Source organism: Bradyrhizobium sp. CB1015, assembly GCF_025200925.1.
Classification (GTDB): Bacteria; Pseudomonadota; Alphaproteobacteria; order Rhizobiales; family Xanthobacteraceae; genus Bradyrhizobium.
In genome coordinates this window covers 6,041,546-6,060,365 of record NZ_CP104174.1, presented here as the reverse complement: position 1 = coordinate 6,060,365, position 18,820 = coordinate 6,041,546, and the positions used below count along the sequence as shown (strand labels likewise).

Sequence of the window (18,820 nt, the reverse complement as noted above, 5' to 3'; positions counted from 1 at the left end):
CAGCGAGCCGGGGCCCGCCCGCTCGCTCTAGCATGAACCAACCCGCTTGGGGCCGGTCGGTTCGCCGCATCAGGGTGCCGGCGAGGCCAGCGGCTGGTCTTGTCGACGACGTAAATCCCAAGCACTTTCATGGGCTTGTCGCCGTGAGCCTTGGCCCGGCAAAAGGCAACGGCGAGCAACGTCCTTTTAGGCATGATCTCCCTCCCCGGAGCCGCTGACCCTAGCAGCGTCGCGGGTCCGGGCAAGGCATCTGCGATTCAGCGCTTGATACCGTCGAATGCCGACATGATGCCGCGCTGGAACAGCGACCAGTCGAAGCCCAGCGCGATCGCGCGGTAGCCGCGGTCGATCAGCGCGTTGGCCTGGTCGGCGCTGCGCGCCACGCCGCCGATCGGTACGCCGCTTTTGAGGATGCCGGCCTCGGCGCGTGCGATCAGGTCCAGCAATTCCGGATCGTCCATCTGGCCGCGCTTGTTGATGGAGGTGGCGAGATCGCCGGGACCGATCACCGCGACGTCGATACCGGGCGTTGCCATGATCTCGTCGATGCGATCGACCGCATCGACGTGCTCGATCGTGATCATGCAGATCATCTCGTCGTCGGCAGAGGCCATGTAATCAGGCATCGACTGGCCCCAGCGGAACGGCGCGTGGAAGGGGCCCCAGAGCCGGTCGCCGCGCGGCGGGTAGCGCACGCTGCGCACTGCTTTCTCGGCGTCAGCGCGACTCGTGATCATCGGGAAGTTGATGCCGAAAGCACCGATGTCCATCGGCGCCTTCGCAAGCCACGGCTCGTTCGCGGCGATCCGCACCAGGGGCGTGCATGGCGTGCCCGTGGTCGCGGCGATCATCGCGTGTGCTTCGGTCAATCCGATCGGGCCATGCTCGAGATCGACGATGATCCAGTCCAGCGAGCGCGCCATGATCTGCACCAACTGCACGCTCGGGATGGTCGCGATCGCACCGAAGGCGGGGCGGCCCTCGCGCCACAATTGACGGAGGCGGTTCAGCGGCTTTGCGGGGACCGACATGGAAAAACCTGCGGGACGATGGCGACGGCAAAGCCTAGCAGCGCGCCGCTAGGGCGCAAGCTCAGGCCACCGCGCGTCCGCCGAAGAACGGCGTCAGCGTGGCGCTGAGACCATGCACGCGGTTCGATGTAAAAATCATCTCGGCGCCGGACTGCACGATGCTGCCGATCCCCTGGCCGAGCAGGTCGGAGACGCGGCGCGCGATCGCGGGCGCCGGATCGATCCAGTCGACCGGCCAGGGCGCGAGCTTCTTCATCCGGTCGAGCAGAAGCGGGTAGTGCGTGCAGGCGAGCACCACGGTGTCGGTGCGCGATGTTGCATCCGAGGCGTCGCCGACGAAGCAGGGAGCGAGCTCGGCGAGAATGGCTTCGTCGCTGATCGGAGCCCCGCTGAGCTCGGCTTCGGCCAGCGAAGCGAGCTCGGGCGAGCCGACCAGCGTCACCTCGCATCCTTGCGCGAAATCGCGGATCAGCGCCTTGGTGTACTCGCGCTTCACCGTGCCCTTGGTGCCGAGCACCGAGACGCGGCGGGTCTTGGACTGCGCGCAGGCCGGCTTGATCGCCGGCACCGTGCCGACGAAGGGTACGGAATAGGCGGCGCGCAAGTGAGACAGGACCAGGGTGGACGCCGTGTTGCAGGCGATGACGACGAGGTCTGGATTATGCCGGCCGATCAGCTCCCCCATCAGCGGCACGACGCGGGCGATGATCTCGTCCTCGCTGTGGTGGCCATAGGGGAAGAAGGCGTCGTCAGCGACGTAGACATAATGCGCGTCCGGGCGCGCGGCCACGACCTCACGCAGCACCGTGAGCCCGCCAAGGCCGGAATCGAACACCAGGATCGTCGGAGAATTGGTCACGTCGCCACCCTAGCCCAGCATGGTTACCATTCGGTTTTTAGGGCGATTTTGCGGCGGCCCCGCAAGGACCCGGAAGGCGTGTCCCGGACGCGCTGCGTCGTCAGCCCCGGCGTCACAGCGGCCGCGCAGCGCTCACGCGATCCTGTTCGTGGTGGGCCCGCGCTCGGTTGCCAGCTGCTTCTGCAGGCGGTCGATGTTTTGCAACAGGCGCTGGCTGGTCAACACCAGGAAGTAATAGCCGAACTGCGGATCCTGGAAGTAGATCTCGAGCAGCCGGTCATAGGTGATCGTCAGCACCTGGCCGTCCTCGATGCATTCGACCGTTCCCGTGCGCCGGTTGTCCGGCGTGAGGAAGCCGAGCTCGCCCATCAGCGCTCCGGGCAGGATCTCGACGTTGATCTCCTTGACCAGGAACTTGCCGGTGACGGTGAGGAACATCTCCTGCGCCGGATCGCGCAGCTTGAAGAGGATGTCGCCGCGGCGGTATCTGCGCTCGGTCATAAACGGCTTGAGCCATTCGATCGACATGTCGCCTTCGGCCGCATGCCGCGCCTTCTTGACCAGCTTGAGCATCTGCCGCAGGCGCAGGGCGTTGATCGGAAGCAGCAGCAGATAGAGCAGGAACGTGGCGACGTTGGCCGAGAGCGCGCCGAAAGCGGCGAAGAACGCGCAGCCGATCATGTTGGCGACGCGCAAGGGGACCATCGTCCGCATCAGGAGCGTGGCAACGAAGAAGCCGGCGCCCACCGCAGCGAACAGATTGGCAAACGTGATGTTGTGGACGAAGATCTCCAGGAGCCGGTTGAAGATCGCCTCGTAGGTGACGTTGTCGGGATCGAGGCCCATCTGGACCAGGATTTTCGCGATCCTGAGGTTGTCCGTGGCCGCCTCGAGGATGCGGTCGAGGATCGACGAAATGTCTGCGCTGCCGGACGGCATGGTACTAACCCCACGTAAGGCATTCAGTCCTGGTCGGCACCCGTATAGCCGAAATCGAATGACGACCGCTTGAATGACGCTTCCGGCCATCGTGCCGCAAGGGGCAAATTTTAGCCTGATCGGGCGTTTCGGCAATTGCCCGTTGGTTGCGCGGGCGGCCGTGATTCGGGCCAGCCGTGCGGGCTTGGGCGTCGCGGGCGGGGCTGGGCGACAGCCGGCGAGGGCGACCTTCGCTTACGGCTTGGTGGCGGGTTGCACGACCTGCTGCTCGACGAGGCCAAGGCGCCCCGGCAGCGAGCCTGCGCGCAGCAGCATGGCGACGCTGTTGGCCTCCTCCAGGGTGAAGCTGCCGGAAATCTGGCCGGAGCCGCCGGTGATGGGCTCGCGGATCACCGGAGCGGAGATCACCTTGTCGTCGAGCACGATGGCAAAGGGCTTTCCGACGTTCTCTGCCGTGATATGGGCGAAGCGCCGCGTGCCGCGTCCGTTGAAGCGGAACGAGGCGATCGGTTCCTTGCTCTCGCCGGTCAACCCCGGGCCGGCATAGTTGATATCGCCGCCCTCGAGCGCACTGTCCTTGGCGACGAGATAAGGACGCTGGTCCTTGAAGCCGAGCAGGACTTCCGTGCCCGCCGGCGGCGTGCCCGATTGCGCCTGCTCCGCGGACATCGAGAGGTCGATCAGGCGGAAGCCGACCCTGACCTTCCTGGCGAAGATCGCGGTGATTTGCTCCGGCTCCATCACGCCGGGCAGGAAGATGCGGATGCGGTCCGTCCCCTCAGGCTGGACGCTGGCGAACTTGACGCCGGCGTCCTTGAGGCGCTGCTCGATCATGGCGATGGAATCTTCGACGAGATCGCGCAGCCGCGCGGCGGATGCGGCATCGGTCGGCGCGAGCCTGAGCAGCCCGTCGCCGGCGTCGGTGACGTTGAGCGCGTGCGTGGGCAACCCCTCCTCCGCCGCGGCGAGCTTGCGGTTGAGCTGTTCGCGGCCTTTGGCGTCCACGATCTTCACGTCGACGCCGCCGTCGCGGATCGCAAGTCCGGAGAACGCGATCCGGCCCTCGCGTAGGGCCTTGTAGGCGTCGTCGCGCAGGTCCGTGACGACCGCCTCCCGCAAGGCGTCGGTGTCCACCCTGTAGACGATGCGCGATCCGCCCAGCTTCTCCATCTTGTCGGCGATGAAGGCCGCGACCTTGACGCGCACCTTGTCGCGCGGGCCGTCGGCAAGCGCGACACCGGGCAGGGCGACCATCGCGAACGCAGCGATCAGCCGTATGATCCGGTTCCGCAGGGGCGTCGTCATGATGACCTCGTGTCTTGCGGCAGGGCGCTGGCAAGCGAATTCAGTGCCAGTTCTTGGTCCCCAGACCAGCCGCAGAGGTTCAAGCGTCATAGCGGGTTGGCAATGGACGAACGCGAAATCATCCATCATTCTGGTCCGGCTCGGCCGGCCATCGGCCGAGCCCTCGCCGAACCAAAATGTCAAAAGATACGGGGCGGGGACAAGCATCTGAGGGAGGACGGAATTTCATGGCGGGCATCCACGCGCTCGATCGGTTGATCGGCAACGACTATCCGGCTCTGCTCACGGACGAGGAGGTCCGGGCGTTCGAGCAAGTCCCCTACGCCGACCGCGTCGCGGCCGAGAGCACCTACGACGCGATCAGGCTTGGTGCGGAGCGCAATCCCGACGGGGCGGCGATCCAGTTCCTGCAAAATGCGGATCCCGCCGATACGCCGCTGGTCGTCACGCACCGCGACTTCGTCGCGCGCGTCACCCAGGCCGCCAACATGTTTCACGCGCTCGGCGCCGAGAAGGGCGACGTCATCAGCTTCATGCTGCCCTTGGTGCCGGATGCGTTCGTCACTCTGTTCGGCGCCGAGGCTGCCGGCATCGCCAATCCCGTCAATCCGCTGCTCGAGCCGCACCAGATCGCCGAAATCCTGGAAGCCGCGAACACCAAGATCCTGGTGGCGCTCGGGCCGATGCCGGGCACCGACATCTGGCAGAAGGTCGAGCAGATTCGCCCGCAGCTAAAGCATTTGAAAGCCATCGTGCAGGTGTTCGGCGGCGGCGATCCGGCCAATGGCATCTTCGCCTTCAGCGATCTGATCAAGCAGCAGCCGTCAGACCGGCTCGTCAGCGGACGCCAGATTTCGGGTGCCGACATCGCCGCCTATTTCCACACCGGCGGCACCACCGGCACGCCGAAGCTGGTGCGGCATACCCATGCCAACCAAGTCTATCAGGCCTGGGCGCTCAATCTGCTGTTGCAGGGGACGCCCGGCGCAAATCTGCTGTTCGGCATGCCGCTGTTTCACGTCGGGGGATCGCTGACACAGGTGTTGACGACGCTGTCGAGCGGGGGCTCGCTGGTCGTATTGTCGCCGAGCGGCTGGCGCAACCCGAATGCGGTGAAGAACATTTGGCAGCTCGTCGAGCGCTTCAAGCCCGAAGCTCTGTCGAGCGTGCCGACCGTGCTCGCCGCGACGCTGGCGGTGCCGCCGGGGAACGCGGATATCTCAAGCCTGAAATATGCGGCCGGCGGCGGCTCGGCGATTCCGGTCGCCGTCGGCTCGGCTATACAGGAGAAGCTGAAGCTGCCGGTGGTCGAGGTCTACGGCATGACCGAGACCTCGAGCGTGCACACGCTCGCTTATCCGGGCCGGCCGATCCGGCTCGGCTCGGTCGGCCTTCCCATGCCCTACGCGCGGGTGCGCATCGTGCAGCTCGACGCCGACGGCCGCCTGATCCGCGATTGCAAGCCGGACGAGATCGGTGTCGTCATCATGGCCGGACCCGGCGTGTTCGGCGGCTATCTCAACGACGAGCACAACAAGGGTGCCTTCATCGACGGGGTCTGGGTCAATTCCGGCGATCTCGGCCGGCTCGATGCCGACGGCTATCTGTGGATCACCGGCCGCGCCAAGGATCTCGTCATCCGCGGCGGCCACAACATCGATCCGGCGCCGATCGAGGAGATCATGTTCCGCCATCCCGCCGTCGGCTTCGCCGCGGTGGTCGGCCAGCCCGATGCCTACGCGGGCGAACTGCCGGTGGGCTACGTGCAGCTGAAGCCCGGCGCAAAGGTCGAGCAGGGCGAGCTGGAAGCCTGGGTGCGCGAGCGCACGCCGGAGCGCGCTGCCGTTCCGGTGCAGGTCATCCCAATCGATCCGATGCCGGTAACGGGCGTCGGCAAGGTGTTCAAGCCGCAACTGCGCTGGGACGCGGCCGCGCGCGTGTTCACCAAAGTGCTGGCGCCGCTGGTCGAGCGCGGCATCGATTGCAAGGTCAAGGTCGGTCCGCACGGCAGCCACGGCTCGATCGCCACCGTGACGCTGACGGGCCTGCCGCCGGACCAGCGCGAAGCGGTGGAGAGCGAGGTGCACGCACTGCTTGCACCCTTCGTGATGCGCCACGAGGTGGTGCAGGGATAGGTATGATGGCACGTCGGGTCGACCAAGCTCGCGCCGCGCGTGCGGGGCGAGGCCTGACCGCATTAGCCATAAGCCGCGATCGAGGAGTTTCTGTGATGGACCTCACATAGAAAAATTTGGCTTTCATCGACGCTCCGAATAGTCTCAGGAAATTGCATCCGAGGGGGCTGCAGTGATTCCGTTTCGGCTGTTTGGTTTATTGATTTTTGCGACCTTGCTGGCCTGCGGATCGGCACATGCCGATCGGCGGGTCGCGCTCGTCATCGGCAATTCCGCCTACAAGAGCGCGCCCAAGCTCAACAATCCCGTGAACGATGCCACGCTGATCGGCGGCATGTTCAAGAAGGCGGGATTCGATTCCGTCGACGTCAGGCTGGATCTCAGTGCGAGCGAGATGCGGCGCATGTTGCGCGAGTTCGCCGGCAGGTCGCGTGATGCGGAGATGGCGGTGATCTACTATGCCGGCCACGGCATCGAGCTCGATGGCAGCAATTATCTGATTCCGACCGACGCGACGCTGGAAACGGATGGCGACGTTCTCGACGAAACCATCCCTGTCGAGCGCGCATTGTTCGCAGTCGAGCCCGCCAAGCAGCTGCGCCTGATCATCCTCGATGCCTGCCGCGATAACCCCTTTGCGAAGACGATGAAGCGCACGCTGGCCTCGCGCGCGATCGGACGGGGCCTCGCCAAGGTCGAGCCGACCAGCCCGAATACGATGATTGCCTTCGCCGCGAAGGCCGGCTCGACCGCATCCGACGGCGATTCTCGCAACAGTCCGTTCGCCACCGCGCTGGTCGAGCACCTGCCGAAGCCGGGCCTCGATCTGCGCAAGGCGTTCGGCTTCGTGCGCGACGACGTGCTCAAGGCTACCGGCTACAAGCAGGAGCCTTACGTCTACGGCTCGCTCGGCGGCGACGACGTGCCGCTCGTGGCGAAGCCGGCCGCAACCGGTCCGCAGGCAAACCCGCAGGACGCGGTTCGCAGGGACTACGAGCTCGCGCTCCAGCTTGCGACGCGCGATGCCTGGGAAGCCTTTTTGGCGACCTATCCGGACGGCTTCTATGCCAGCCTCGCCAAGGGACAGTTGAACAAGATCGGCGCTGAAGAGACGCGCGTGGCCGCCGAGCAGAAGGCCAAGGCGGCCGAGCAGGAAAAGGCAAGGCTTATCGCCGAGCGCGCCCAGAAAGCCGAGCAGGAGAAGGCGGCTGCTGCGGCCAAGGCGGCCGAGGAGGCGCGTATCGCGGCGGAGAAACAGAAGCAGATCGAACAGGCCAGGGCGGACGCGGCCGAGCAGCAGCGCAAGGCCGCCGAGGCGGCGGCCGCGAAAGCGCTGGCCGAGAAACAGGCAGCGGAGAAGGCCAAGGCCGAGCTGGCGGCCAAGCAGGCCGCCGAGAAGGCGGAGCAGGGCGCCAAGCCGGCTGCCGATCGGCAGATGCCTGAGGTCGAGAACCAGAAAGTGGCTGCGCTCTCGCCGGGGCCGAAGACGACCTTATCCGCGGCCGAACTCACGAAATCCGTGCAGAGCGAATTGCGCCGAGTCGGCTGCCTGACCTCGGCGGCGGAGGGCGAGTGGAGTTCGGCCGCGCAGCGTTCGCTGACGCTCTTCAACAAATATGCCGGCACGCAGTTCGACGTGAAGCTCGCCAGCATCGACGCGCTCGACGCGCTGAAGGCCAAACCGGGACGGGTCTGTCCGCTGGTGTGCAATTTCGGCTTCAAGGCCGACGGCGATCAATGCGTGAAGATCACTTGCCGCCCCGGCTATCGCGTCGGCGACGACAACGAGTGCGAGAAGGTGCAAGAGAAGAAGCCGGTCGCGACGCGCGAGGAACCGAAGAAGCGCGATCAGGACCGGAAAGAGGCGGAATCTGCGGCCCCAAAGTCGCAAGCGTCCGGTCAGATGATCTGCAATCAAGCCGGCTGCAGACCGGTCGCAAAGGGTTGCCGCCTTGGTTCGGTGGCCAGTGCAGGCATCGGAGTCATGAAGGTTACCGGCGAGATCTGCAACTGACCAGACCGGACCTCGTCTCCCATTACCAAGACCGGTCCTAGTCCGCCGGCATTCGCGTCTCGACCAGGCGCGCCCAGAACGAGGCGCCGTGGCCGAGGATGTTGTCGTTGAAGGTGTAGGCCGGGTGGTGGCACTCGTTGCCGTCGCCCATGCCGACCAGCACCATCGCGCCGGGACGCGCCTCCAGCATGAAGGAGAAGTCCTCGGCACCCATCATCGGGACGAACTTGTCGTTGACGCGATCAGCGCCGACGATGTCGCGGGCGACGTCGGCGGCAAGGCCGGCCTCGCGGGCATGGTTCATCGTCACCGGATACATCCGCGTGTATTTCGTTTCGGCCGAGCCGCCATAGGCGCGGGCGATGCTGTCGGCGACCTCGCCGATACGGCGTTCGACGAGATCGCGCACGTCGGGGTCGAGCGTGCGCACCGTGCCGGCGAGCTCGGCGACCTCCGGGATGATGTTGAAGGCGGTGCCGGCGTGGAATTGCGTGATCGAGATGACCGCCGATTTCAGCGGATCGACGTTGCGCGCCACGATCGATTGCAGCGCGTTCACGATCTGCGAGCCGATCAGCACGCTGTCGACCGACTTGTGCGGACCGGCGCCGGCGTGGCCACCCTTGCCGCGAACAATGATCTGGATGTTGTCGGAGGAGGCGAGCATCGGGCCGGGCGTGGTGGCGAAATGGCCCTCGGGCAGGTTCGGCATATTGTGCATGCCGTAGACCTCCTGGATGTTCCAGCGCGTCATCAGCCCGTCCTCGACCATGGCCTTGCCGCCGCCGCCGCCTTCCTCGGCGGGCTGAAAGATCATCACGGCCGTGCCGTCGAAATTGCGCGTCTCGGCGAGATATTTGGCCGCGCCCAACAGCATCGCGGTGTGGCCGTCATGGCCGCAGGCGTGCATCTTGCCGGGGACCTTTGAGGCATAGGGCACGCCCGAGGTCTCCATGATCGGCAGCGCATCCATGTCGGCGCGCAGGCCGATGGTCTTGCCGGAGGCCGACTTGCGGCCGCGGATCACGCCGACCACGCCGGTTCGGCCGATGCCCGTCACCACCTCGTCGCAGCCGAATTCGCGCAAGCGATCGGCGACGATGCCGGCGGTGCGGTGGACTTCGTAGAGCAGCTCGGGGTTCTCGTGGAAGTCATGGCGCCAGGCGGCCATTTCGTCGGAGAGGGCGGCGACGCGGTTGACGATGGGCATGAGGGAATCCGTTTCTTGTGGCTTTTGTCGTCATTCCGGGGCGATGCGAAGCATCGAACCCGGAATCCGGAGATTGTAGCGCGAGATTCTCAGGTGCGCGATTGCGCACCCTAGTTCACGCTTCGCGTGCCCCGGAATGACGGGAAGATCAGCTCTCGCCGAACACGCGCTTGAAGATCGTGTCGACGTGCTTGAGGTGATAGCCGAGGTCGAACTGCTCCTCGATCTCGGCGTCGGTGAGATATTTCTTCACCTCAGTGTCCTTCTTCAACAGCTGAAGGAAGTCGCCTTCGCCGCGCCAGACCGGCATGGCGTTGCGCTGCACGAGCTTGTAGGCGTCCTCGCGGCTGGCGCCCTTCTGGGTCAGCGCCAGCAGCACACGCTGCGAATGCACGAGGCCGCCGAGGCGGTCGAGGTTCTTCTGCATGTTGGCGGGATAGACCAGCAGCTTGTCGATCAGGCCGGCGAGGCGCACCAGCGCAAAGTCGAGCGTGACGGTCGCGTCCGGGCCCATCATGCGCTCGGCCGAGGAGTGCGAGATGTCGCGCTCGTGCCAGAGCACGACGTTCTCCAGCGCCGGCGTCACATAGGCGCGCACCATGCGGGAGAGACCGGTGAGATTCTCCGACAGCACCGGGTTGCGCTTGTGCGGCATCGCGGAGGAGCCCTTTTGTCCTTCGGAAAAGAACTCTTCGGCCTCCAGCACCTCGGTGCGCTGCATGTGGCGGATCTCCACCGCGATGCGCTCGATCGAGGAGGCGATGACGCCGAGGGTCGAGAAATACATGGCGTGACGGTCGCGCGGGATCACCTGGGTCGAGATCGGCTCCGGCACCAGGCCCATGGCTTTCGCGACATGCTCTTCGACGCGCGGGTCGATCTGCGCGAAGGTGCCGACGGCGCCGGAGATGGCGCAGGTCGCGACTTCCTTGCGCGCCGCAATCAGGCGCTCCTTGGCGCGGGTGAACTCGGCGTAGGCATAAGCGAGCTTGAGCCCGAAGGTCACGGGCTCGGCGTGGATGCCGTGGCTGCGGCCGATCGTCGGTGTCATCTTGTGCTCGAAGGCGCGCTTCTTCAGCGCGGCCAGCACCTTGTCGAGGTCGGCGAGCAGGAGGTCGGCGGCGCGGGTAAGCTGGACGTTGAGGCAGGTATCGAGCACGTCGGAGGAGGTCATGCCCTGGTGCACGAAGCGGGCCTCGGGGCCGACGATCTCGGCGAGGTGGGTGAGGAAGGCGATGACATCGTGCTTGGTCTCGCGCTCGATCTCGTCGATGCGGGCGACGTCGAAGGTGGCGTCCTTGGCCTTGGCCCAGACCGTCCTGGCGGCCTCCTTGGGGATGGTCCCGAGCTCGGCAAGCGCGTCCGCTGCATGCGCCTCGATCTCGAACCAGATCTTGAACCGGGTCTGCGGCTCCCAGATCGAGGCCATTTCCGGGCGGGTGTAGCGGGGGATCATTGGACGGCTCCAGGAAGGTGGGCGGGCGACCTCGAAGGGCGGCGCCGGCCAAAATGCTTTTTACGCCGTGATTTAACAGAGCGGGCAGGGCGAAACAAACGATCTGGGCCGATCGGAGAGGGGGATGGCCGAGCTTTCCACCGGACCGGCCGGTGGCGGAGCCTGGCCGCAGATATTAACTGTCAATCACGGATCATTGACTGACAGATATTGAAATCTGTCAGCGTGACGTGTATATCCGTTCTCGGACGCTCCGATTGGGCGTCCCGCGACAGCCCCGGGGAGCCTGACATCCGACGTAGGTCGGATCGGAGGGCGGATTGAAGAACGGGAACCGCGGACGAATGGAGACTTGGACAATGACGACCGAAATCCTCAATTTCACCGGCGCGATTGGGCATTGGCTCAATTTGCTGGTGGCGCGCCAGATCGCGGCGCAGGCTGCAAAACTGCCTCATTAAGGCATAGGCTTTCCGAACGACCGGCACAGGCGCTTCGGAAGCAGCCCTACTGCCGGGTAACTGAGCCCCTAACGGGAACATGGTGCTGGCATGAATGAAGCCGTTGTCTTGACGCCGGAGCGGATCCTCGAAGTCACCGAGGACGTGCTCAGGCGCTACGGACTCGCCAAGGCCACCGTGGTCGACGTTGCCCGTGCGCTCGATGTGAGCCACGGCAGCGTCTACCGCCATTTCCCCAGCAAGGCCTCGCTGCGCGAGGCCGTTGCCAAGCGCTGGCTGGACCGCATCGACGCCCCGCTGCTGGCGATCGCCAAGGAGCAGGGGCCGGCGCCCGACAGGCTCGACCGCTGGCTGCGCACGTTGTTCGCAGCCAAGCGTTCGCGTGTGCTCGACGACCCCGAGATGTTCCAGACTTATCTGACCCTGGCACGCGAGGCCTGCGCGGCCGTCAAATGCCACAAGGACACCATGATCGACCAGATCGCGGCGATCCTGACCGACGGCGTGAAGCGGGGCGAGTTCGCCGTGGGCGACGCCAAGGCGACCGCGCGCGCGATCTTCGATGCGACCGTCCGCTTCCACCATCCGGCCCATGCCGAGGAATGGAAGGACGCCGATCTCCCCGCGCGCGTCGATGCGACGCTGGCGCTGCTGCTGCGTGGGCTGAAGGCTTGATGCTCTTACCCTCCCCTGGAGGGCAGGGCTATCGCATATCACTCGTGGCGGCGGCCTGCGCGCACGCCTCGTCCTTCGAGACGGCGCTTATGCGCCTCCTCAGGATGAGGCTAATCAGCGTCAGTGCTTGTTGAAACTGATGCCGCGCACTCCGCCCTCATCCTGAGGAGCCCGCCCAAAGCGGGCGTCTCGAAGGATGGCCGCAGGGAAAATTCTCAAATGCGATAGCCCTGCCCTGGAGGGGGAGGGTCGATCGCGCGAAGCGCTAGCGGGGTGGGGTGATCTCTCCACGCGGGCACCGTATCGGTCGAGAGACTGTCACCCCACCCCGTCATGCAATCTCGCTTCGCTCGATAGCATGCCGCCCCTCCCCTCCAGGGGGAGGGTGAGCGCTCCCCTGGGTGCTCTCAATCAACCTCGGGTCTTTTGGAGAGCGGCGCCGTCGCGGAGCGAGGGCGCGGATGAAGAATGTCTTCGCGTGTGGAAGGCAGGATCGGACGAGGGCACGACCGGCGGACTATCCGGATACACATTGACCGCGATTTCGACGGCGTCCTTTGACCGCCTTCGAAGCCGGTAGAATGTCAGCTCCTGATCGAACATCGGGCAGCGAAAGTGGACGATGGCCGTGTCCGGCAGGCGGCAAAGTTCGTCGATGAGCTCGCCTACGGTGATGATCGGGGGATGGTCGACTGCTTTGGGGTGACCCTTACTCATGACCCTTTACTCCTTCTCTGCCGTACTAACCGGAGCCGGATCGGAACCGTTCCAATTTCGTTCAGCAGATTGAAGGCCCCTCAAGGGATGAGGCTGTGTGGCAGCTTTGCTGCTAAATCCGCGTCAGCCCACCGGTCACAGCGCTACGATCCGAAGCAGGCGGGCTATAAGCTGAAGCACGAGGCGCATGCGATCACCCCCGACGTTTGGTAAGGTCAGCCTGACAACGCAGCGTGCCTTGCCAATCGCAGCGAACGTCGGGATTGCAGCTCGGGCAAATTTCCCAAGCCGGATTGGGCATGGGTCTTTGGACCTGAAACGGCGGCTTTGATCTAATCGGTGAGGACACGTTGCAGGCCGGTGCTTGCAAGCCAGGAGCGGTGCAGCATGAGTTCGATGACGATTGGACCAATCGCGAGCCAGGCGGCCGATCCATCCGAGCGGAGCGCGCTGTTGTTCTGGATGATCTTCACCGGGCTGTCGATCTTCGCCGTCGTGCTGCTGTGGCGCTTCGGCCTGATCCATCTGATGTTGACCTCGGACCGCACCTACATTTCCAGCGTCATCGCGGCGCTCTATGTCGTCACCTGCGGCCATTGCTTCCTGCGGACGCGGGCGATCGCGCGGGAAGGGGCGGCGGCGCGGCGCTGCCGCGCAGTGCTGTCGGCGACCGGCGGCAGCAAGGCGCTCGATGCGAGCGCGGTGGCGCTGCCGCGTGGTCTGGTGCGCGACCATATCGAAAGCCTGGTGACCAAGGCCGCCGCGCAGGATTATCGCCCGGTCGATCAGACGCTGCTGCTGCGGACGCTCGCCGATCGCCTGCGCGGCTCCAACGGCTTCGGGGCCTTCGTCTCCGACACGCTGATGAAGCTCGGCCTGCTCGGCACCATCATCGGCTTCATCATCATGCTGGCGCCGATCGCGGGGCTGGATGCCGCCGACAAGGTCGCGATGCGCTCCTCGATGGGCTTGATGAGCGACGGCATGGCGGTCGCGATGTACACCACGCTCGCCGGCCTCGTCGGCTCGATCCTGGTCCGCATCCAGTACTACATGCTGGATGCCGCGACCCAGCGGGTGTTCTCGGACGCGGTGGTGCTGACCGAGACCTATGTGACGCCGGTCCTCGAGCGCAAAGGCGCTGGAATTAAAGGCGCCGGAACGCCGTCATGATGGATGATTTCGGTCTCTATCCGCGCGAGGAGCCGTTCGACCCGCTGGGCGTGATGCTGTTCAAGGCGCTCCAGGTGATCGCGTTCCTGTTCTTCCTGGCGTTGCTCGCGGTCTCCCCGGATGCCAAGGACGGCAAGATCGACTCCAAGGCGGAGTTCATGATCACGCTGGACTGGCCGGACAATCACCCCGACGATCTCGACCTGTTCGTGCAGGATCCCGCCGGCAACATCGCCTGGTATCGCCACCGCGAGGCCGGCTTCCTGACACTCGACCGCGACGACCGCGGCGGAGCCAACGATTTCATCGTCGTCAACGGCAAGAGGATCGCCTCGCCCATCCGCGAGGAGATCGTCACCGTGCGCGGCATCCTCGCCGGGGAATACACCGTCAACGTCTCGCATTTCGTCGCCACCACCGGCGAGCCTGTGACGGCCAATGTGAAGGTGCAGAAGCTCAATCCGACTGCGCAGGTGATCTTCGACAACAAGTTCACGCTCGACCACACCGGCGACGAGAAGACCGCGGTCCGATTCCGCATCGATGCGGAAGGCAAGGTCGTCAATGTCGATCAGCGCCCGAAATCGCTGCTGGAGACGTTCCGAAGCAGCTGGCGCAACGGCGCCGATGTCGATCCGAAGACCCGGGTGAGGGTGCGCCGTGAGTAATCCGCAAACGGTCATCCTGACGCTGTCGGTCGCCTATGCCGTCATCGGCGCACTGCTGCTGGTCGTTCTGGTCTATGCGCGTCTGCACTGGTCGCTGAAGGCGATCGCCGTGGTCGTGACCAGCACCTTCTACATCGTCAGCTTCACCGAAATGCGCGGGCTGCTCGGCTGGGCCAGCTCCGACCGGCTGCCGGCCACCTTCAAGCTGCTGAAGGCCCGCATCGTCGAGCCGCATTCGCTTCAGGGCGACCCCGGCTCGATCTACCTCTGGGTCGAGGCGCTGGACGAGGACAATCGGCCGAGCGGCATCCCGCGCGCCTTTCGTGTGCCCTACAATGACCGGCTGGCGGACAAGACCCACGCCGCGGAGAACGAGATCGCGGCGGGTCATCCGCAAGGAGGGCGCGCCGCGGATTTCGGCGGCGGCGACGGCAGCCTGATCGACATGGTCCGGGAATATGTGACGCCGAAGACCATCCTGGAGACCAGCGGCGGCGATTCCTCGACCGGCGAGTTCAATGCCCCGCCGGCCGGCGCGGAAGGCGCGGTATTCACCCCGATTCCACCGCCCCGAATGCCGCCGAAGGACGAGCAATAGGCCCTTCACCATCACCGCAGGGCAGTGCTGGCAAACGGCGCGGTGCTGGCGCATCTTGTTGACGTCCCTCAATTTGGCCTCATCGGCCTCCAATAAGAATTTGAGGGTGGAGGGTGCGTGCTTCTCGCTGTCTTCTCGGATATCCATGGCAACCGGCAGGCGTTCGAGGCCTGCCTGAAGGTTGCCCGCGCCAGGGGCGCGGAGCAGTTCGCCCTGCTCGGCGACTTCGTCGGCTATGGCGCCGATCCGGAATGGGCGGTGGACACCGCGATGGAGCTGGTCGCGCAGGGCGCGGTCGCGGTGCGCGGCAATCACGACCAGGCGATCAATTCCACGGCCGAGACCATGAACGCCGAGGCGCAGATCGCGATCGAATGGACTCGCGGCCGCCTCGACACCGCGCAGCGGCGGTTCCTGGCCGAATTGCCGATCCAGGTGGAGGACGATGGCCGCCTGTTCGTGCACGCGGAAGCCTCGCATCCGCAGCGCTGGCACTATGTCCGCACCACCGTGGACGCCGCCAAGAGCCTGATTGCGACACAGGCCCACGTCACCTTTTGCGGCCACATCCACAGGCCGGCGCTCTATTCGATGTCGGTGACGGCGAAGATGACGAGCTTCGTGCCGAAGACCGACGTCCCCGTGCAGCTGCTGCGCGGACGGCAATGGCTCGCCGTGCTCGGCTCGGTCGGCCAGCCCCGCGACGGCGATCCGTCGGCGGCCTTCGCACTGTTCGACACCGAGTCGTGCCAGATCACCTATTGCCGCGCGCCTTACGACATCGCGACCGCAGCAAGCAGGATTCGCGACAACGGGCTGCCGTCCTGGCTGGCCGACCGGCTGTCGCTGGGGCGCTAGAGGCCGATGCCGAAACCCCTGGTGAAATCAGGTGCGGAGATCGACGGTTACATCATCGGCGAATGCGTTCATGCCGGCGGCATGGCGACGCTGTGGACCGTCACGCATCCCGGCATCGACGTGCCCCTGCTGATGAAGATCCCGCGGGTGTCGGAGGGCGAGGACCCCGCCGCGATCGTGTCCTTCGAGATGGAGATGATGATCCTGCCGCGGCTTGCGGGGCCGCACGTGCCGGCCTGCTCCGGCACCGGCGATTTCGCCCGCCAAGCCTATGTCGTGATCGAGCGCATTCCAGGCGCCACGCTGTACAAGCGGCTCCCCGACCTGCCGCTGCCCTATGACGAGGCGCGGCAGCTCGTCGCCAGGATCGCAACTGCGCTTGCCGATCTGCACCGGCAGAACGTGATCCATCACGACATCAAGCCGAGCAGCATCATGGTCCGCGAGAGCGGCGAAGCGGTGCTGATCGACTACGGCCTGTCGCATCACAACCACCTGCCGGACCTCCTGCAGGAGGAATTCCGCCTGCCTTACGGCACCGCGCCCTATATGGCACCCGAGCGGCTGCTCGGGGTGCGCGACGATCCGCGCAGCGATCTGTTTTCGCTCGGCGTGCTGCTCTACTTCTTCACCACCGGCGAGCGGCCGTTCGGCGAGGGCGAGACGCTGCGGGCGATGCGGCGCCGGCTGTGGCGCGATCCGCATCCGCCGCGGAAGCTTCGTGCGGATTATCCGCCCTGGCTTCAGGAGGTGGTGTTGCGGTGTCTCGAGATCGAGCCGGTGTGGCGCTATCCGACGGCGTCCCAGCTCGCCTTCGATCTCGCCCATCCGGACAAGGTGAAGCTCACTGCGCGCTCGGAGCGGGTGAAACGCGATTCCCTCGGCGTCGCCTGGCGGCGGCGCTTCAACCAGGGCGCCATGGCGCCGCGCGCGAAATCGGATGTGGCAGCCCAGATCGCATCGAGCCCGATCCTCGCCGTTGCGCTCGACACCGCGGAGGGCGCTCCGGAGCTGAACGAGGCGCTGCGCGTGACCACCGAGCGTATCCTCGCCACCTTGCCGTCGGCGCGGCTTGCCTGCGTCAACGTGCTCAAGCTGAACCGCATCGCGATCGATCGGACATTGGACGAGCAGGGCTCCAACAAGCACATCGATCGCCTGGTCGCGCTCAGGCATTGGGCAACGCCGCTCAAGCTGGACGAGAGCCGGCTGTCGGCTCACGTGCTGGAGGCGGTCGACCCCGCCGCCGCGATCCTTGAGTTTGCCGAGGCCAACCAGGTCGACCACGTCATCATCGGCGCGCGGCAGAGCTCGTTCCGGCGCACCCTGCTCGGCAGCGTGTCGGCCAAGGTGGCCGCGGAGGCGAGCTGCACCGTCACCGTGGTGCGGCCGCCGCGGATGGCGGGGGACGCCGGGGGAGCGGAGGCCGGCGAAGGTTAGGCCGGCGGGGGCGACTTGCGGGCTGGATCAGGCCGCGTGGACGGCCATGGCGCGCTTGCGGCGGATCGGCCAGGAGAATTGCGGCCCTCGCTCGCCGTGATCCGCGCTGCCGCCGAAATACTGGATGATCTCGCGGCAGGGCTCGCAATTGAACAGGTTACGCGACGCGGACGCCTTGGTCATTTCCTTCAGGCAGTTCGGGCAATGCGGTTTCATGGGGCGGTCCGGGAAAAGAAGTCTCAGTGTCGGCGCGGCGAGGCAAGCGAACGGTCGAGGTCCGAATTGTCGAGCCCGGCATCATCGTCCAGCGTGCCAACGGCGCGCTCGAGGCGGCCGAAGAAATAGTCGAGGCTCGGATGCGGACGCCGTGGAATCCGGCACCTGCGCCTCGGGTGATGACGCTTCACGAGTGCGGTCTGCATGGACGTCAGCCCCTGTCGCGGGCGCGACGGATGTTGCTGGCTGAACGTACCGGGGCCTCGACCGGTCCGGCCGACGGACCGAACACGACAAATGCACTGAAACCGATCCACAACGCCACGCCAGTCCAAACCAGAGTCGTCGTCATGATGTGCTCCCGCGATAACAGGCAGGAACCACTTGCAATGATTTGCGCGAATCAGTGAAGTCCGGATGAGTACGGACCAAGGCTACAATTTTAAGCTTTGCGCCTTGCAGCACCCGTAGAAGCCGCAGTTCTTCCCGAGGGCGACCGGCGTACTTTGCCGGTGCGCGCATCGTCGAGGATATCCCGGATGCGCCGTGCGTCTCGAACACAGCGAAACCCATAGCGCCCGGTGTAGTCGGTATCGGGCGAACGGGTCGAGCGCCCTGACGCAAAGTTGAGGTGGCCGACGCCGCCGCCGATGTCGAGGATTTCGAACACTGCATCCATGGCGTCGAACGAAGTCGCGGTCACGCTGCGTCTGCTCCAGGCCGTGCGCACGATCAGCGCGCGGCGGTCGGTGATCACATAAAGCGTCTGCAGGTCTTGCAGCAGCATCACGAACGGAGCTGCAACCATCCCGACTCCAAGCATCGCGAGAGGTTGGGTCGCTTGGCCGATCCAATCGTTCCTGACGGCGACGACGGTGAGCAACAACCAGGGAAATCCGATCCACCAGAGAAATCGCCACATTGCCGCGCGGGCGATGCCGTCGGGCTGCCCCTGCCAGACCACTTGCTCTCCATCCTGAAGCGACTCGGCGAGAAGACGAAGCAGGCCGGCAGAAAACGGAGTGGCGCGGAGTTCATCCATTCCCGTTGGTCGCGGCGGCCGCA

Annotated in this window: 19 protein-coding genes and 1 pseudogene; 8 read left to right on the top strand and 12 right to left on the bottom strand. The window is 65.4% G+C overall.

The window, feature by feature from the left end; genetic code table 11:
* Positions 1-69: 69 nt before the first annotated feature.
* From N2604_RS28430 to N2604_RS28410, 5 genes and pseudogenes are all read right to left on the bottom strand, one after another.
* Positions 70-155 (bottom strand): annotated as a pseudogene (locus tag N2604_RS28430) (cupin domain-containing protein); the annotation flags it as partial.
* Positions 156-257: 102 nt separating this feature from the next.
* Positions 258-1,031 (bottom strand): HpcH/HpaI aldolase/citrate lyase family protein, encoded by a 774-nt coding sequence (locus N2604_RS28425; protein WP_260371376.1) that lies wholly within the window; start codon positions 1,029-1,031, stop codon positions 258-260.
* A gap of 61 nt (positions 1,032-1,092) precedes the next feature.
* Complete coding sequence (gene murI / locus N2604_RS28420; protein ID WP_260371375.1) at positions 1,093-1,890, bottom strand: glutamate racemase; 798 nt, start codon at positions 1,888-1,890, stop codon at positions 1,093-1,095.
* A gap of 132 nt (positions 1,891-2,022) precedes the next feature.
* Positions 2,023-2,829, bottom strand: a complete 807-nt coding sequence (locus N2604_RS28415) for a Crp/Fnr family transcriptional regulator (RefSeq protein WP_260371374.1) — start codon at positions 2,827-2,829, stop codon at positions 2,023-2,025.
* A 234-nt stretch (positions 2,830-3,063) separates the two neighbouring features.
* Positions 3,064-4,134 (bottom strand): SecDF P1 head subdomain-containing protein, encoded by a 1,071-nt coding sequence (locus N2604_RS28410; RefSeq protein WP_260371373.1) that lies wholly within the window; start codon positions 4,132-4,134, stop codon positions 3,064-3,066.
* 227 nt (positions 4,135-4,361) lie between these two features.
* Between N2604_RS28410 and N2604_RS28405 the strand changes: the two genes are divergently transcribed.
* Both N2604_RS28405 and N2604_RS28400 read left to right on the top strand, forming a co-directional pair.
* Positions 4,362-6,269, top strand: a complete 1,908-nt coding sequence (locus tag N2604_RS28405; protein WP_260371372.1) for an acyl-CoA synthetase — start codon at positions 4,362-4,364, stop codon at positions 6,267-6,269.
* Between the two features lie 172 nt (positions 6,270-6,441).
* Positions 6,442-8,283, top strand: coding sequence for a caspase family protein (locus N2604_RS28400; protein WP_260371371.1), 1,842 nt, complete (start codon positions 6,442-6,444; stop codon positions 8,281-8,283).
* 37 nt (positions 8,284-8,320) lie between these two features.
* Here N2604_RS28400 and N2604_RS28395 read toward each other — a convergent pair whose 3' ends face one another.
* On the bottom strand, positions 8,321-9,493 hold the full coding sequence (locus N2604_RS28395) for a M20 aminoacylase family protein (protein WP_260371370.1): 1,173 nt from the start codon (positions 9,491-9,493) through the stop codon (positions 8,321-8,323).
* 148 nt (positions 9,494-9,641) lie between these two features.
* On the bottom strand, positions 9,642-10,949 hold the full coding sequence (gene purB / locus N2604_RS28390) for an adenylosuccinate lyase (protein WP_212436136.1): 1,308 nt from the start codon (positions 10,947-10,949) through the stop codon (positions 9,642-9,644).
* A gap of 551 nt (positions 10,950-11,500) precedes the next feature.
* Between purB and N2604_RS28385 the strand changes: the two genes are divergently transcribed.
* Positions 11,501-12,085 (top strand): TetR family transcriptional regulator, encoded by a 585-nt coding sequence (locus N2604_RS28385; protein ID WP_260371369.1) that lies wholly within the window; start codon positions 11,501-11,503, stop codon positions 12,083-12,085.
* Between the two features lie 411 nt (positions 12,086-12,496).
* Here N2604_RS28385 and N2604_RS28380 read toward each other — a convergent pair whose 3' ends face one another.
* Positions 12,497-12,802, bottom strand: a complete 306-nt coding sequence (locus N2604_RS28380) for a hypothetical protein (RefSeq protein WP_260371368.1) — start codon at positions 12,800-12,802, stop codon at positions 12,497-12,499.
* A gap of 387 nt (positions 12,803-13,189) precedes the next feature.
* On the opposite strand from N2604_RS28380, the gene N2604_RS28375 reads away from it, so the two are divergent.
* The 5 genes from N2604_RS28375 (at position 13,190) to N2604_RS28355 (ending at position 17,539) form a co-directional block, all read left to right on the top strand.
* On the top strand, positions 13,190-13,975 hold the full coding sequence (locus N2604_RS28375) for a MotA/TolQ/ExbB proton channel family protein (protein ID WP_260371367.1): 786 nt from the start codon (positions 13,190-13,192) through the stop codon (positions 13,973-13,975).
* Positions 13,972-14,643 carry a hypothetical protein gene (locus N2604_RS28370; protein WP_260371366.1) on the top strand — a complete coding sequence of 224 codons (672 nt, stop codon included), beginning with the start codon at positions 13,972-13,974 and terminating at the stop codon, positions 14,641-14,643. Before N2604_RS28375 ends, N2604_RS28370 begins: the two co-directional genes overlap by 4 nt.
* A complete protein-coding gene (locus N2604_RS28365) occupies positions 14,636-15,241 on the top strand; it encodes a hypothetical protein (RefSeq protein WP_260371365.1) in 606 nt (201 codons plus the stop codon). The genes N2604_RS28370 and N2604_RS28365 overlap by 8 nt, the downstream gene beginning before the upstream one ends.
* A 117-nt stretch (positions 15,242-15,358) precedes the next feature.
* Entirely contained in the window at positions 15,359-16,099 is a 741-nt protein-coding gene (locus N2604_RS28360) for a metallophosphoesterase (protein ID WP_260371364.1), read from the top strand.
* Positions 16,100-16,105: 6 nt separating this feature from the next.
* Positions 16,106-17,539: a bifunctional serine/threonine-protein kinase/universal stress protein gene (locus N2604_RS28355; RefSeq protein WP_260371363.1), complete on the top strand. Its 1,434-nt coding sequence runs from the start codon at positions 16,106-16,108 to the stop codon at positions 17,537-17,539.
* A gap of 27 nt (positions 17,540-17,566) precedes the next feature.
* Here the strand turns inward: N2604_RS28355 and N2604_RS28350 are convergent, their stop codons facing one another.
* The 4 genes from N2604_RS28350 to N2604_RS28335 form a co-directional block, all read right to left on the bottom strand.
* A complete protein-coding gene (locus N2604_RS28350) occupies positions 17,567-17,755 on the bottom strand; it encodes a hypothetical protein (protein WP_260371362.1) in 189 nt (62 codons plus the stop codon).
* A gap of 23 nt (positions 17,756-17,778) precedes the next feature.
* Positions 17,779-17,961: a hypothetical protein gene (locus N2604_RS28345; RefSeq protein ID WP_260371361.1), complete on the bottom strand. Its 183-nt coding sequence runs from the start codon at positions 17,959-17,961 to the stop codon at positions 17,779-17,781.
* A gap of 5 nt (positions 17,962-17,966) precedes the next feature.
* Entirely contained in the window at positions 17,967-18,107 is a 141-nt protein-coding gene (locus tag N2604_RS28340) for a hypothetical protein (RefSeq protein WP_260371360.1), read from the bottom strand.
* 90 nt (positions 18,108-18,197) lie between these two features.
* On the bottom strand, positions 18,198-18,797 hold the full coding sequence (locus N2604_RS28335) for a hypothetical protein (RefSeq protein WP_260371359.1): 600 nt from the start codon (positions 18,795-18,797) through the stop codon (positions 18,198-18,200).
* Positions 18,798-18,820 lie beyond the last annotated feature (23 nt).

Excerpts from the sequence above, each read along its gene's own strand:
- N2604_RS28425 (WP_260371376.1), bottom strand. The coding sequence starts at position 1,031 with ATGTCGGTCCCCGCAAAGCCGCTGAACCGCCTCCGTCAATTGTGGCGC.
- N2604_RS28395 (WP_260371370.1), bottom strand. The coding sequence starts at position 9,493 with ATGCCCATCGTCAACCGCGTCGCCGCCCTCTCCGACGAAATGGCCGCC.
- purB (WP_212436136.1), bottom strand. The coding sequence starts at position 10,949 with ATGATCCCCCGCTACACCCGCCCGGAAATGGCCTCGATCTGGGAGCCG.
- N2604_RS28355 (WP_260371363.1), top strand. The coding sequence starts at position 16,106 with ATGCCGAAACCCCTGGTGAAATCAGGTGCGGAGATCGACGGTTACATC.
- N2604_RS28340 (WP_260371360.1), bottom strand. The coding sequence starts at position 18,107 with ATGACGACGACTCTGGTTTGGACTGGCGTGGCGTTGTGGATCGGTTTC.
- N2604_RS28370 (WP_260371366.1), top strand. The coding sequence starts at position 13,972 with ATGATGGATGATTTCGGTCTCTATCCGCGCGAGGAGCCGTTCGACCCG.
- N2604_RS28415 (WP_260371374.1), bottom strand. The coding sequence starts at position 2,829 with ATGCCGTCCGGCAGCGCAGACATTTCGTCGATCCTCGACCGCATCCTC.
- N2604_RS28335 (WP_260371359.1), bottom strand. The coding sequence starts at position 18,797 with ATGGATGAACTCCGCGCCACTCCGTTTTCTGCCGGCCTGCTTCGTCTT.
- N2604_RS28405 (WP_260371372.1), top strand. The coding sequence starts at position 4,362 with ATGGCGGGCATCCACGCGCTCGATCGGTTGATCGGCAACGACTATCCG.
- N2604_RS28345 (WP_260371361.1), bottom strand. The coding sequence starts at position 17,961 with ATGCAGACCGCACTCGTGAAGCGTCATCACCCGAGGCGCAGGTGCCGG.
- N2604_RS28375 (WP_260371367.1), top strand. The coding sequence starts at position 13,190 with ATGAGTTCGATGACGATTGGACCAATCGCGAGCCAGGCGGCCGATCCA.
- N2604_RS28380 (WP_260371368.1), bottom strand. The coding sequence starts at position 12,802 with ATGAGTAAGGGTCACCCCAAAGCAGTCGACCATCCCCCGATCATCACC.
- N2604_RS28350 (WP_260371362.1), bottom strand. The coding sequence starts at position 17,755 with ATGAAACCGCATTGCCCGAACTGCCTGAAGGAAATGACCAAGGCGTCC.
- N2604_RS28385 (WP_260371369.1), top strand. The coding sequence starts at position 11,501 with ATGAATGAAGCCGTTGTCTTGACGCCGGAGCGGATCCTCGAAGTCACC.
- N2604_RS28410 (WP_260371373.1), bottom strand. The coding sequence starts at position 4,134 with ATGACGACGCCCCTGCGGAACCGGATCATACGGCTGATCGCTGCGTTC.